At 62.9% G+C, this 13,295-nt stretch carries 13 protein-coding genes; 3 read left to right on the top strand and 10 right to left on the bottom strand.

What is annotated here, in order from left to right; translation table 11 throughout:
- Window positions 1-432: 432 nt before the first annotated feature.
- Complete coding sequence (locus ABGB19_RS24960) at window positions 433-1,254, top strand: class I SAM-dependent methyltransferase (protein WP_347688680.1); 822 nt, start codon at window positions 433-435, stop codon at window positions 1,252-1,254.
- A gap of 20 nt (window positions 1,255-1,274) precedes the next feature.
- Here ABGB19_RS24960 and ABGB19_RS24965 read toward each other — a convergent pair whose 3' ends face one another.
- Window positions 1,275-2,084 carry a biotin--[acetyl-CoA-carboxylase] ligase gene (locus ABGB19_RS24965; protein ID WP_347688681.1) on the bottom strand — a complete coding sequence of 270 codons (810 nt, stop codon included), beginning with the start codon at window positions 2,082-2,084 and terminating at the stop codon, window positions 1,275-1,277.
- A gap of 64 nt (window positions 2,085-2,148) precedes the next feature.
- On the opposite strand from ABGB19_RS24965, the gene ABGB19_RS24970 reads away from it, so the two are divergent.
- Together ABGB19_RS24970 and ABGB19_RS24975 are read left to right on the top strand one after the other, a co-directional pair.
- A complete protein-coding gene (locus ABGB19_RS24970) occupies window positions 2,149-2,574 on the top strand; it encodes a hypothetical protein (RefSeq protein WP_347688682.1) in 426 nt (141 codons plus the stop codon).
- The gene (locus tag ABGB19_RS24975) at window positions 2,571-2,960 is read left to right on the top strand and encodes a hypothetical protein (RefSeq protein ID WP_347688683.1); all 390 of its coding nucleotides are present in this window, start codon (window positions 2,571-2,573) and stop codon (window positions 2,958-2,960) included. Before ABGB19_RS24970 ends, ABGB19_RS24975 begins: the two co-directional genes overlap by 4 nt.
- A gap of 45 nt (window positions 2,961-3,005) precedes the next feature.
- Here ABGB19_RS24975 and ABGB19_RS24980 read toward each other — a convergent pair whose 3' ends face one another.
- From ABGB19_RS24980 to ABGB19_RS25020, 9 genes are all read right to left on the bottom strand, one after another.
- Window positions 3,006-3,767, bottom strand: a complete 762-nt coding sequence (locus tag ABGB19_RS24980; RefSeq protein ID WP_347688684.1) for an FkbM family methyltransferase — start codon at window positions 3,765-3,767, stop codon at window positions 3,006-3,008.
- Window positions 3,768-3,877: 110 nt separating this feature from the next.
- Window positions 3,878-4,417 (bottom strand): YdcF family protein, encoded by a 540-nt coding sequence (locus ABGB19_RS24985; RefSeq protein ID WP_347688685.1) that lies wholly within the window; start codon window positions 4,415-4,417, stop codon window positions 3,878-3,880.
- A 20-nt stretch (window positions 4,418-4,437) separates the two neighbouring features.
- Entirely contained in the window at window positions 4,438-5,613 is a 1,176-nt protein-coding gene (locus ABGB19_RS24990) for a hypothetical protein (protein WP_347688686.1), read from the bottom strand.
- Window positions 5,614-5,732: 119 nt separating this feature from the next.
- A complete protein-coding gene (locus ABGB19_RS24995; protein ID WP_347688687.1) occupies window positions 5,733-6,932 on the bottom strand; it encodes a lipase family protein in 1,200 nt (399 codons plus the stop codon).
- 88 nt (window positions 6,933-7,020) lie between these two features.
- Window positions 7,021-8,169: a hypothetical protein gene (locus ABGB19_RS25000; RefSeq protein WP_347688688.1), complete on the bottom strand. Its 1,149-nt coding sequence runs from the start codon at window positions 8,167-8,169 to the stop codon at window positions 7,021-7,023.
- Between the two features lie 214 nt (window positions 8,170-8,383).
- Window positions 8,384-9,460 carry a hypothetical protein gene (locus ABGB19_RS25005; protein ID WP_347688689.1) on the bottom strand — a complete coding sequence of 359 codons (1,077 nt, stop codon included), beginning with the start codon at window positions 9,458-9,460 and terminating at the stop codon, window positions 8,384-8,386.
- A 93-nt stretch (window positions 9,461-9,553) separates the two neighbouring features.
- Window positions 9,554-10,303 (bottom strand): SGNH/GDSL hydrolase family protein, encoded by a 750-nt coding sequence (locus ABGB19_RS25010; RefSeq protein ID WP_347688690.1) that lies wholly within the window; start codon window positions 10,301-10,303, stop codon window positions 9,554-9,556.
- Window positions 10,300-11,502: a hypothetical protein gene (locus ABGB19_RS25015; protein ID WP_347688691.1), complete on the bottom strand. Its 1,203-nt coding sequence runs from the start codon at window positions 11,500-11,502 to the stop codon at window positions 10,300-10,302. The genes ABGB19_RS25010 and ABGB19_RS25015 overlap by 4 nt, the downstream gene beginning before the upstream one ends.
- A 198-nt stretch (window positions 11,503-11,700) precedes the next feature.
- Window positions 11,701-13,122 (bottom strand): sugar transferase, encoded by a 1,422-nt coding sequence (locus tag ABGB19_RS25020; protein ID WP_347688756.1) that lies wholly within the window; start codon window positions 13,120-13,122, stop codon window positions 11,701-11,703.
- Window positions 13,123-13,295: the final 173 nt, after the last annotated feature.

Here is a 13,295-nt window from a genome sequence, read left to right on the forward strand (position 1 = left end):
GCCGGTCATGGGTTCACTACGCATCAGGATGCCCGGCCTTCGCGGCACATTCGCAGGCGGTGTGTAGAACCCGTCGAGCGGGAGCCACACGTGCGGCGGCGGGAGATCCGGTTCCGCACCGATCGCCGGTACCCCCGGATCAATGCGCGGAACAGGCTCGGCCCGGCAGCCCACCGCTGCGAGTGTGACGACAACGCAGACCGCCGCGGTAATCGACGACAATTTCATCTTCGGATACACGGATAACCCTTTGCTAGCGTGCCCACCACTGTAATCATCGCCTGTGCCATAGGGCACCAGCCGCAGCAACGGACGCAATTACGCGTCCGCAATTTTGAACCACTCGTGATAGTCCGGCACGGTTGTAGACCTTTGACACCGGCGCTAGTCCTCTGTGTCTTGGTGCTCGCGTAGTTTTGTTAGGTTTCTGCGGTGGACAGGATCGATGGAAGCAGTTTGGAGGGCGTTTCAGCGACGTCACTGTGGGCTCTGCACAACCGCGCGGTGGAGGCCAACCGGCCTGACGCGGTCATCGCCGACGAGTTGGCGACCCAACTCGCGGAGCGAATCAGATACGACTACTCGAAATTCGGCAAATCCAACCAAGCGTTTGCCCTGCGTGCGTTGCTCTACGACCGCGTTACGACGGCCTACCTCCGGTCCCATCCCAGGGCATCGGTGGTCGCACTCGCCGAGGGCCTGCAAACAAGCTTCTGGCGCCTGGACGCCGCAGGTGTCTGCGACGATGTGACGTGGTACTCGATCGACCTGCCGCCCGTCATCGCAGTGCGGCGGCAATTGTTGCCGCGCGATCCGCGCGTCGTCGAGTTGCCCCAGTCTGCCCTGGACCGAAGCTGGATGGATCGAGTCGACGCGTCGAACGGTGTGATCATCACGGCCGAGGGCCTGTTCATGTACTTCGAGCCGGAAGACGTGATGTCCTTGATCGCGGACTGCGCCAAGCGATTCCCGGGCGGTCAAATGCTCTTCGACTCGATCCCGCACTGGCTGAGTCGCCGGACACTTCGAGGGGTCGATTTGTCGGACCGCTACGAATCGCCCCGGATGCCGTTCGGATTCAGCGCTGACGAGGGCGTTTCGCTGGGGCGGCAAATAACTGGGATCAAGGCCGCACACGACATCCGCATGCCACGGGGACGTGGCCGCTACCGCTTCGAATACCTGCCCATGCTCGACCGGATCCCGCGGTACCGCCGCATCCGGCCCAGTACCACACTGCTCGAGTTCGCCTAGCATTTCGTGCTGGGACGCCCTCAACCTTTCGGCCGTACGTGCACCACGTCCCCGGCCGCTACCGCGACCGTCCGCCCCCCCGCTTCGATGAGGAGACGGCCCATCTCGTCGATCGACTGCGCCATCCCCACGAGTTGACGGCCCCCGGGCAGATTCGCGCGGACAGTTAAACCGATGGTGCTGCAGAGACTTCGGTAGTCAGCGGCGAGTGAAGGATCCGCACCGTCGGCGGCCCGCCATGCTTCGATTCGGGCTCCGAGTTCCATCAGCAGGCGTTTCGTCAAAGCCGTTCGGTCCAGCTCCTCGGCTCCCAGCTCGAATAACGACGTCGCACACAACCCGGGGGGCAACTCGTCGGCGCGCAGCGTGACGTTCAAACCGATGCCCACGATGACGGTCGAGTCGACCGGGGATACTTCCACCAGGATGCCGGCCAATTTGTGGCCCCCCGCCAATACATCGTTCGGCCACTTCAATTCCGCGCGCACCCCGGTGATATCAGTGATCGTGGCGACCACCGCGACACCGGCGGCCAAGGGCAGCCATCCCCAGCCGGCGACAGGCACGTCCGTCGCTGCCACGCCGACGGACATGATGATCTGCGAGAAGGGGACTGCTGACCACGTACGTCCACTCCGACCCCGTCCGGCTGTCTGGTGTTCCGCAATGAGGACCGCACCCTCGACGTCTTCCCCTGCGGCGGAGCGCGCGAGCAGATCGGCATTGGTCGAACCGGTTTCGTCAACGATCTCAAGGCGACGCCACGGCGGCGTCAGTCCGTCGACCAACGATTGGGCAGCGAGCGGTTCACGGCGCACGATCGGCAGCATACGTATGCCACAGTGTCTTTTAACCGCCTTGCCCGGGGTTTGTAGAGTCAAGTAGCCTCTGCGGGTGCCCAAGGGGTCGCAACTTTCGAGGCAAACCTTCGCGTGCGCGGCGTCCGGAATCATCCTCGGTGCGGTCCTGCGTTACGCGTTGCACACGGTATGGCCCGCTCCTCCGGCGTTTCCGTCACCCGCCGCTTTCCCGGTCGGCGGCGTCGTCATGCTGGCCGTGACCGTGGGCCTATCACTGTTCGTCGCCGGATTCGCTTTCACGGCTTGGCAGCCGAGTAACCTCCGCACGTTCACACTGGGCGTTTGCGCAGGTGCTGCGAGCCTGAGTCAGTACGCCGTAATCGGGATCAGCACGGTCGCCGCCGCGGGCCTGCTGGTGCTCATCACAGCGCCGATCTGCGGTCTGGCGGGCTTGAGCGCAGGGGTCTACTCGGCACTATTGGTACGGGCGCCCGTCTCCAACGGATCCATTGCAGAATGACCCATCTCGTGTTGGTTGCGCTCGGCGCAGCGGCGGGCTCGGTAGGGCCTATTCTGGGCTGGCACCGCCGGTGGAGTCGGCTTCGGGTACTCGGCTTCAACGTTGCCGTCTCAGCCCTCGCCGGAGCGGTTGCGGGGGCATTGGACTTCGTCGCTCAGGAGAGCGTCGTCTCGTCGTTTCTCGGCTCCGGCCTGCTTGCCACCGCGGCGCCGTTCGCGTCGGTGCTGGTGTCGCAAGCGCCTCCCCGCGATGGGCCAGATGCGTGGCGCTTCATTCGCCGCGCAGCGGGTGTGCTTGCCATCAGCGCCCTCTTCTGCGCGACGGCCGCGTCGGTGACCTACATGATCATTGCCGGCAGCTTCTTCTACATTCGCGCGACGCATTAGCCGGCGGGGCGGTCTCAGACGGCTCGGTCACCGCATGACGCGCAGCTAATCCTCATCCGTAACCGCTTGGCGATCGCCGACGGAGATGAAGGTGTAATTCCATACATCGATCCTCGCAAGCTGGTACCCGGATCGTTGAAGCCTTCTGATCGATTCGGTGAGTAAGCGCATTCGCACCGGTTGGTCGAATTCGATGCACACCACGCGCGGCCGAATCCCGCTGTCGAGGAACGATTTGATGACGCGATGCTCGGAACCTTCGATGTCCAACTTGAGGATGTCGATCGTGGCGTCACCAAGTTCCTCCAACAACGCCTTCAATGGTGTGACTTCTGCGGTGACGTACTCGGAGGACCGCTGCAGGTTCACTATCGAATAGTTGTCGGAGAGCGGATCGCGGGGAACGTAGAAGCGCATCTCCCCGGCCTCATCCCACAGTCCGACCTGCACGAAGGTGAAGCGGTCACTCTCCGGCGCCACGGCTGTCACGTGGGCGACCGCGCGCGGCGTGGGATCTATGGTCACAACGCGCAGCCCGCGCTCGTGCAGCGCGATATCGAAGGAGATGTCTTCACCGGCTCCCGCGCAGTATGCGACCGCCCCTGGGCGCAACACCGAGGCCGGGATCCACCAGCCGCCGTACCCCGTCCCGAGATGGACCAGCTCTTCGGGACTGCGGGGCCTCAGGTAAGCGGACATGATGGGCGGATACAAATGAATCCGGATCGCGAAATTCAGGGCCCAGAAGAAACCGTATCGTCGTATTTCTCGTACGTATCTCTTACCTTCGCTGAGAATCGACGACACGAAGCCTCCTCCACAAGAGAATCACGATTAGTACCCGCCCGACGACCGTGGCGAATCATACCGGGTAGCCGGTTCGCCATTGGTCGGCGCTGCGGGCGCCTCTCCGAAGACTAGGCACAGGACGGCGTCACGACGGCCTTCATCAGGGCCGCGTACTGGTAGAGGTACTGAAACTCCCATACAGCGAGCGAATACTCGTACCGCCTAGGGACGGCGACATAGGAGATTTCGGACGACCGCGGCAGACACCGGCTGAAGATCAGCCGGGTACGCGGGATGTGAAAGCGCCAAGTGACGACGACGACGCGTTGCCACTGTCGCTCTGCAGTCAAGTCGCGGGCCATCATCGCTTCACCCCGAGTGGTCGTGTGCGGCGGCCGTGAGCAAATGACCTCGATCCTGTGGTACCGCCCCTGGCAGAAGCTGCGCATTGACGAGTCATCTCGTGGGTATGGATCGGACAGCACCACCGTCGGGGCCAGACCCCTCTGTGCCAACGAGATGCCGTACTCTTCGCGGCCGTCATGTTCCCCCGCGAGAACCAGGATGGCGTCAGCCTGCCGGAGCGGGCCGACGGCCGCGCGGTTGAACACGAAATAGCCGACTCCGCATAAAAGGGCATTGGTTACGACTATCGCCGTTATCGCCACGAAGGCGAATCTCCGTCGCACTATTCCGGCCGCGGCGATGCCGGAGTCTCGAGCGCCTTAGTCAAAGCGGCGCGGACGACGTCGGGGTCCACGCGCGAATCGTAGAACGTCGCGGTCAGGTGAATGGCCCGGTCTTCCGGAGTAGTGATCATGCAGATATTGACGTATGACGGATCAGGCGCCTGCAGCGCGATCGCGAGATTTATATCCTCGGGCTTGTGGCCGGGTTTGAGGATGTGCTTTTCACTGGCCGGAATCTTCGTCACGTCCGAGATGGAGAGGGTGAGCGGTCCCGTCGAGCGCGCGGAACCTGGCTGCGCTTTCACCACGTCCTCAACGGCGGGCAGACCGCGCAGGCGGGCGACCACCGATCTCGCCATCATCCTCAAAAGTGGCTTGCGTGAAGCCACCTGCCAGAAGGCGGCCGTCGTCACGTCCTCTGCGGACATCTGTGGGGTCACCGAAACGACGACCGGCGCACTCAGATTGGCCAAGGACCACTGTCCCTTGGGCAGGTGCCGACGCAAATCCATCATGACGAAGATGTCGTCACTCACTTCGATCCCGGCCTCGCGAAAAGCGTGGTATATCGACCGGATCAGATAAGTCGTCACCGTGGCCGTCTGCTTGGTGCTAGCTCGGTAGGCACGCAATTCGTCGACGTACCCCACTCGGCTCTTGACGAAAACAGCCCTCGCCGAACCTATTCCGGTGTCGGGAGGGGGTGCTTCGCCAACATCGGCAATCTGCACGACCGGATTCCCGGACCCCTTCCGAGACACGGCGGACTTGACCAGATCCACCGCATCGGACCACATACCCTTCGGATCAGATCTGGTCGCGTTCCAAAAGCAGGACAGCAGGGGCGTTCTCATCGAACCAGGGACGGGCGGGACGAAATCGCCGAACTTGGCGGCCTGCGACAATGCGACGTAAAGCTCAATGATCAGGTGCGCATCGCCGACGCCGTGATCTATGTACATGCAGACGTAGTCACCGCCCCCAGGGGAGACGACCTGGATCGGAACCTGCGGCGATGTCTTCATGAACTGCTCGAGCATCTCGTTGACATCGTCGGTGTCGAAGGCGAGGTCGGTATTGATGGCCGTATCGCCGGGCCGGCTGTCGAATCGCCACCTCCTGGTACCTGCGGCAGGAATCAGTCCGATCCGCGTGCCGGGGCCCCGACTGGCCATGTTGTTGAGGGTTCGGGCCACCAGATCGGGAGTCAGCGGGGAAACGGGGCCGCAGACGACCCATATCGCGCCTCTCGCGAATGGAACGTCCTGCCACGCGACTCGAGCAGTCGAGTGCGTCACTTCTCGGAGTCCTGGGGACAATTGGACGGGGCAGATTTGCCTGCGAGCCTGTCGGCCGCCCACTCCTCGACGAACTTCTGATCGGCTCGCAAGTTGGCGTGTCCTCCGTCGGGTACCGGATAGTGGGCGATCTGCCCACCGAGGCGGCAGGCGCGTGCTATTGCAGTCGAAATCCAGGTCGGCAGGACCAACAGGTCGTTCAGACCGTTGATCACCAGCATCGGCGCGGACAACGGCCGCTCCGGCAGCGCCAGTGTGCGTAGCATATCCCGTAGCATGTCGGCGTCCTGCTGAGTGTCCGGTCGCACATCGTCGGCCGTAACCTGAATGCGCGTGCGTTGCGCGTCAAGGGTGCACCCGATTGCCGAGTACCTCAGTTCCAACGCTTTTCCGTGCATATACTTCGCTATCGGGAAGTCTGGATGCATCTGCTCGAGGGATGTCAGCAGCAACGGAGTCAGGCCGATCTGTCCGGTGTTCAGGGTCCCGTCGTACGCCATCTGCGCCATGGGACTCATATCGACGGGCGGTGCAACGGCGACGGTACCGACGAGATCCAGTCCACCACCGTAAAAGTCGTCGAGTTCATTGGCCGCCCATGCCGCTTGTCCGCCCTGGGAACCACCCAACGCCAGCCAACGGGTCGATACACCGGGATAGATCTGCCGAATCGCACGCACCGAATCAATGACATTGAACGCCACCGTTCGTGGCTCAAGATACGGGTGGAAGCCCGGCATCCCGAGTCCCTGATAGTCGGGAAGCGCTACGGCGTAACCTTTCTTGAGCATCTCGACGACACCCGGCGAGTAACCCAACAGATCCGACCGGACGGACGGTGCGCAATCCGTCGTCGTTCCGACGGTCGCATGCGCCATGGCGACGACGGGCCATCCGCCCGCCGGCGGTGCGCCTTTCGGAACGAAGAAGGCCCCAGACACCTCGGTAGCCGATCCGTCGAGTCCGTAAACGGACGCATAGACCGCGCGGGTGCCTGCGCCCATCGCACCGATCAACGCGCGATCGAGATCGTCGGGCAGCGGCTCCTCCCTGATCACCGACCCGCGGTCCGCCCACACGTCGGGCGCGATTACGGGAAGGGGCGTGGTGATGGGCCCCGGCGCCATGTCGTCATTCCACGGCGGCGCGGCAACCGGTGCCCGGGTCTGGCAGGCACCGACCAGCAGTGCGATCACCGCCGCGACGACGACGATCCACGGGTTGCGGCCTTGTGTTCGAGGATGATTCACGGAATGATCTCACTTCTTCCGGCCGGATACCGCCTCATACCGGCTCTCGCACACCGGTGGCCAACGTCTGTTGCGGTGGCGGGGGTGGCGCCGGAGTGGGTTCGCCGGCTAATGAGCCGGCCGGGCGCTTTCGTCGGACAAGAAAGGACACCACCAGCAGCACCACCGCGATCGACAGCACTCGCCACACGTTGCGCGAGGTGTACTGGATCGACAGTGCCCCGAGTGCCAAGGCGATGGGCACCGTGAGAAGCCAGAGGTACTGCAACCTGCTCCGCAGGAAATTCGCCATGGTGTATCCGGTCGTCCACCCCATGAAGCAGTACAACAGGACTTGTCCCATCCAGCCGGTCGCGCCGAACCAGGTCCCGACGAAAGCCAGGGGCACCCAGGAGTACGGCCAATAGACCTCGTACCCCCGTCCCACCGAGGTCCCGGGTAGCGGATTGGCGTTGGCCAGAAGGATATCGAGCAGGTTGTATTGCGCCGACCGCTCAACGAGCGGGTACGCGACGACGATTGACGAAACAAGCTGTTTGACCGGCATCAGAATGAGATCTGCGAAACTGCCGCCTCTGTCGATGACCGCCATGACGATGCCGGGCAGGTTCAGCAGGCCGTGCGGAACCGCACGAGCGGTGTACACCACGCTGAAGGTGAACGCGGCCAGCCCAAGTAAGACAACCGCAGCCATCAGCGACGCGACGTAAAGCCTCCTGTTGCGCACCATGTTCGCGATCAACACCAGCGCAGCCACCGCCGGGAAGGCAATCGCCATCCGAGTGCCGACCGCTGTCATGACGATGTATACCGCGGCGACGGTGACCCACATCGACAACTTCAAGAGCGGATCGCGCTCGAAGACGCTCAACACCAGTGTGATGATCGCCGCGAGGAAACACAGTGGCCAGCCCACCAGCAGAAAGAACTTGATGCCGTCGCTCTGGAGGTAGTAGTCCCTGGCCAACGTGCTCGGGCCGCTACCGATCAGCCATAACGCGAGGGCACCCAGTGTCGCCCAGACACAGACGATAGACGCCGTCCGGGAATGGAATTCAGTAACAGCGCCGTCGGCTGCCCGCTGATTCATCCGGCCGACCGACGGCAGCAGCAGCGCCGACAATCCGGCCCCGATGCAAGCCCAGAGCAGGGCCGTGGCACCGATGGAGTCGGCGAACGGCACCGCGCGGATCTCGGGTCCGAGGCCGGCGCCCTTGGAGTGCTTCGACCACTCCCACAGAGGACCCCCGAACAACGCAATCAACAACAGGGGCACGGCCAGCAGGACGGGTCCCAGGGCGGCCGAGGAACGCCTCATCCACACCCATATCGCGACAGCGGTAGTCAGGAGCGCGATCGTCGCGAGAGACGTGTTGGTGAGAAGTGACGGGCCGAAGTCAGTCGGCACGAACCGGCCTTCCGCGCTTCTCGGCATCAAGTACATCGATGGTCGGCCAAGGCATCTCGGAGTCGCCGTCGCCGGACGTCGGCTGAGCAGGCGGCGTTGACTCGCGGCGCCGCCGCGATCTGCTTCGCAGGATGATCGCCCCGCGTACCGCGACGTTATTCATGGCGAGCAGATCACGGACCTCCTTGGCGTCGCGCAGCGACGTGACGTTGTAGCGCGTCACCATCAAAGCCTGCTGGCAATTCGACCGGTTCAGCGCCGCGGCAGACGCACTACTCTCCAGCAGCGCCGGTACGTCGACGATGTCGACGCCGGTGCGGCCGGACTCCTCGATCGATTGTCTGAACACCTCGCTGAACCGTTCAGCGTGATCCTGCGCCTTAGCACCCACCACCAGGAGGCAACCATCGTGGGCAGCCTCGGTGACGAGTTCGGCTTGGAGTCGGCGCAATTCGCGATCGGACCACTTCGGGTCGACCTTCTCGGCCAGCGCGATATGCAACTCACTCCGCAGCTGGTCGGCGGATCGGACATTCGGGAAGCGACGTCGATAGGCGAAGGAATACAGTGCACCGACGAGTCCCAGGCCCACCATCAACGTGATCAAGAGCCCGTACTGTTGTACGAAACCGGGCTCTTCTGCGAGCGGAAGGGCAACTGTGACCACGCTTGGCGCCCCGCGTAGGCCACCGGATCCCTCGATCGACCTCGCGAACGAGGGCAGAGCCTCGGCATAAGCGACGGCCAACTCTCTCGCGTCACTGGGCGAACTACCGCTGGCGGTGATGGAGAGCAGGGACGTCAAGGGTGTCGCTTTTCCCTCCACTCTGTCCGCCAGCTCCTCGGGCGGCTGATTGACCTGCAACCGTTCGGTCACCGCGCGGGCCAATTCCGGGCTTTCGATGAACGACAGGTACAGCTGGGTGCGGTTCGCGGCATACTGGTCCGCGGTCAACGCATCTGATGCGCTGCTGCTGATGGGCGGCGTCACGTACACCGTCGCCGTCGCGCTGTAGGGGTAGTCTTTCAAGTACATCCGCAGAAGGCCGAGGCCGGCGCCGATCAATGCGAATACGAGCACCACGGCCCATACCCGCCGCGAGAACCCATCGAAGATTCGTTTCACGTTATCGACCCTTCATCCGTTGACGGCTGACCATCAAGCTTGCGGTTCGAGTGCTTGCAGAGTGGCTTGATAGATCGCGAGAGCGATCCGTTCGTGTCCTGCATCTGACGGGTGGATGTTGTCCGGGGCCATCAGTTTGCCGGGATCGTCCGCGAACCAACCCTGTTCAATCGGATCGATGAAGACGGCACCTGCCTCGGTCGAAGCGTCGCGCACCATGTCACGCGTTCTGAGAAGCTCCAAAGGCGCCGCGGCGCCCGGCCACACCGGACCGACCACGACCAGGACTGCATCGGGCGCCGCTTCCCGGACAACGCCATAGGTTTCTGTCGCGGCCGACCGGACGGCGTCTGGTGCGGCATACATGTCGAAACGACTCCCGAAGATCACCACAGCGCTCGTGTCGCTTTTGACGAGAACTTTCACCGCATCGAGATATGTCTGGTTGTACGCCCCCGCGGCCACATACCCAGAGCCCTCGGCGTTGTCTCGCACAACTTGAGTGGGTTGATTCGTCTGGAGTGCCAAGCCGACCAACGCCGTCCAATTGCGGGGCCCGCTTCCGCCGACCTCCGATTCCGCGGTGTAGTCACCGATGAGAACCACCTTCTTCGAAGCCGGCACCGGCAGCACAGTCGGTTGAGCGGAAGCGGGCGCGCTCGGCGGCGCCGACACGCTCTCCGCGACTTTGTTGTTGACCCCGAGCGCCAGGCCGGCGCCGAGACCGACCAGCGCGACGACCGCCACAATGCCGACGATGGTGGTCCGCCGGATGCTTTTCACGTCACTACCTGCCTCGATGAAGCATTGCTTTCATGGTCGCGATTCGGTACCGCCTCCTCGGCGGCGAGCCGCCGCACCACACCGATCACGACCGTCAACACGATCCCTACCGCAACCCAGCTCGCCGCAGCTTCGCCGAGTGCAATTCCGGCTGCACTGTCGAAGATCAGCCCCCCGACTGTGCTCAGAAGCACGATCAACACAACCTGGCTGGTGTGCACCCTCAATAGCGTCGCGCTCATTCCTTGTGCAGCTAACATATTATAGCCGCTCACCAACCAGGCAATAGCGACACAACTGATTCCCATAAATGGGACAACCGTCATCGCGGGCTGCCAAACGTCGCCGAGAACCATTTTCCCGATGGAATCGGGCAGGCTCAGGAGGATTGCAACGGTGCCTAGGCCGAGAAAAGACATGAATACCGAAGCCGTGAGCATCCGGCGCCATTGATTCTTGATTGAATCGGTTGCGCGTCTCGCCTGCGGAACGAAAATCAGGGAAGACGCCGTGATGAGAATGGCGAGTGGACCGAATAAGGTGTACGCCCCCCGCAGGCTCGCGGCCGCCGCGGTTCCCACCACCACTGTCGCGATCGCCGTCATCGCGACTGCGCCTAGCTGGTCAAGCGAGTAATTGAACCCGAATCGGAGCCGGGACCGCCAGTAGTAACTCCACCAGTCGAAAATCCGATGGAAATTCGGCGTCACCCCAGTGGCCATGGTCAATACGATCCAGCCGACGGCTCCGCCGAGCCCCCACAAATAGATCGTCCCCGAAGTCGAACTCCAGAGATCCAGCGAATTGACTACGAAAAGCACGGCCACCCATACCGTCCACAACCCGTCGGAAACGACCGCCGCGAACGCATTACCCATCGTTATGGCCGTCAAGCGCAAGGTGTCTTGCAGCGCCACCACCGGGGCGGCCACCGCGAAAGCGATGCCGAGCCAGATGGAACCGAGCGCAGCGGAGCTGACCACGACCACGACAGACGCCAGCGCCAGCGTCCCGAACGCCCATGTCAGCGCGTAGCCGGCTTCCATCCTGATCTGCCGGTGGGGGTAGTTGCCGAGCAGCAACAGCACAGTGCCGATGGCACCACGATTGAAACCCAGGCACATCGTGATGACCGCCATCATGAGCGCCGCGACACCGAACTGACCGACGCTTGCCACTTGTGCCAGGGCCAAGATCATCAGTGCGTTGCTCGCACTGGATAACACTTGGTCAACCGCTGTCAGCGTGGAGTTACCGCGCTTCGGTCGCGGCGGCGCGATCTCGTCAGTGAACCCGTTAACCGCGAGGACTCCCCTCTTTTCCGCGACTGAAACCCCGACGGTTCAATCGGGACGATGATATTCGTTGAGCCTGGGGCCGCTGCGTCGAGCGTGTGCTCAGTACGCTCCGGCTCTGGTCAGCACCGCTTTAAGCGTCTTTCCGATGATGATCAGGTCACCGACCATCGACCAATTCTCCACGTAGGACAGATCGAGCCGTACCGAGTCCTCCCACGACAGGTCCGACCGTCCGCTCACCTGCCACAAGCCGGTGATCCCGGGCTTGACGAGGAATTTCCGCTTGACGTCTCCATCGTAGGTCTCGACTTCGCGACGCAGCGGGGGACGCGGACCGACCACGCTCATGTCCTTTTTCAGCACATTGAAGAACTGCGGCAGTTCGTCGATGCTGGTCCGCCGGATGAATCGACCGACCCGCGTCACACGAGGATCGTCGCGCATCTTGAACAACACGCCGCCCTCGTTCTCGTTCTGCAGCAACAACGGCTGCAGCAGGCGATCGGCGCCGTCGACCATGCTGCGGAACTTCAACATCTTGAACGGCTTGCCGTCGTATCCGATTCGCTCGGCGGTATAGAAGACCGGACCTTTGCTGGTCAACTTGATCGAAAGCGCGGTGAAGATCAGCAGCGGCGACATACCGATGATCGCCGCCGCGGCGAAGCAGAAGTCGAACGCCCGCTTCTGGAACCGCTGAGCCCCGTGATACTGCGGCTTCTCGACGTGAATCAGTGGGAAGCCGGCCACGGGCCGCATCGACAGGCGCGGACCGGCGACGTCGAGTACACCAGGGGAAACGAAAAGGTCGATGTTCATCGACTCGAGGTCCCACGTCAGCTTGCGAATACCGTGGACGCCGAGGTGCTCGGTCGCGGTCACCGCTACCGTGTCAGCACCGGTCAGGTGGACAGCCGCCAGCGCTTCGGTTTCATCACCGAGGATCGGTATATCGCGTCCCTGCACCATGATGCTGTCGCCGACCAGCTCACCGTATCTGGGCACACACATGCCCACCACCCGGTACCCGTTGGCGGCGTCCCGCATCAGTTCTTCGGCGAGAACCGCCACCGCGTCACGATCGCCGATGGCCAGCACGGCCGTCTGGTACTTGCCGTGGGCCCGTTGACGTGCCACATAGACCCGTCGGAGATTTCGGGCGACCAGCAACCCCAGCAATCCCAGCGGCAGTGCAACCGCAAGATATCCCCTTGCCACGTCTACCCTGGCCAGCAACGTGACGATGGCCACCGCGCCGAAAGTCCACACCGTCGCGCTGACGACAAGGCGATACTCCTCGAGCCCCGCGCCGATCACGCGCGGCGAGCGGGTACGGAAGATCGCCAGAGCACACAACCACACTGCGATCAGTGCGGCCGAGAAAAGGCCCGCCAGAAGAAGCGCTCGCGGCGAAGTTCCGAATCGGACGATCTGCGCTAGAAGCACGGCGCCGCATACGACGGCGGTGTCGGAAGCCAAGAGCCATCGAGCGTATTTCCGCTGCCAGTTGGCGCGCGGCAATTCTGGTGTGGCTGCGTATTCACGTCCGGCGCGACGCCGACCGTCGAACTCCCGCGACAGGACCGCTTCTGTCGTCACGGCACGCTTCCCCTCAGTCTGGCTATGGATCGCAACTCGGTCATCCACACGCGGCGCGCGAGAGACCGGAACCCGCACTGTAACACCTATTCGTC

It is taken from the genome of Mycobacterium sp. B14F4, assembly GCF_039871645.1.
In the GTDB taxonomy this organism is placed as follows: domain Bacteria; phylum Actinomycetota; class Actinomycetes; order Mycobacteriales; family Mycobacteriaceae; genus Mycobacterium.

What these genes read in the sequence shown, in the direction of transcription:
- ABGB19_RS24975 (WP_347688683.1), top strand. Translation starts at nt 2,571, where the DNA reads ATGACCCATCTCGTGTTGGTTGCGCTCGGCGCAGCGGCGGGCTCGGTA.
- ABGB19_RS24990 (WP_347688686.1), bottom strand. Translation starts at nt 5,613, where the DNA reads ATGGCCAGTCGGGGCCCCGGCACGCGGATCGGACTGATTCCTGCCGCA.
- ABGB19_RS24965 (WP_347688681.1), bottom strand. Translation starts at nt 2,084, where the DNA reads ATGCTGCCGATCGTGCGCCGTGAACCGCTCGCTGCCCAATCGTTGGTC.
- ABGB19_RS25015 (WP_347688691.1), bottom strand. Translation starts at nt 11,502, where the DNA reads ATGATCTTGGCCCTGGCACAAGTGGCAAGCGTCGGTCAGTTCGGTGTC.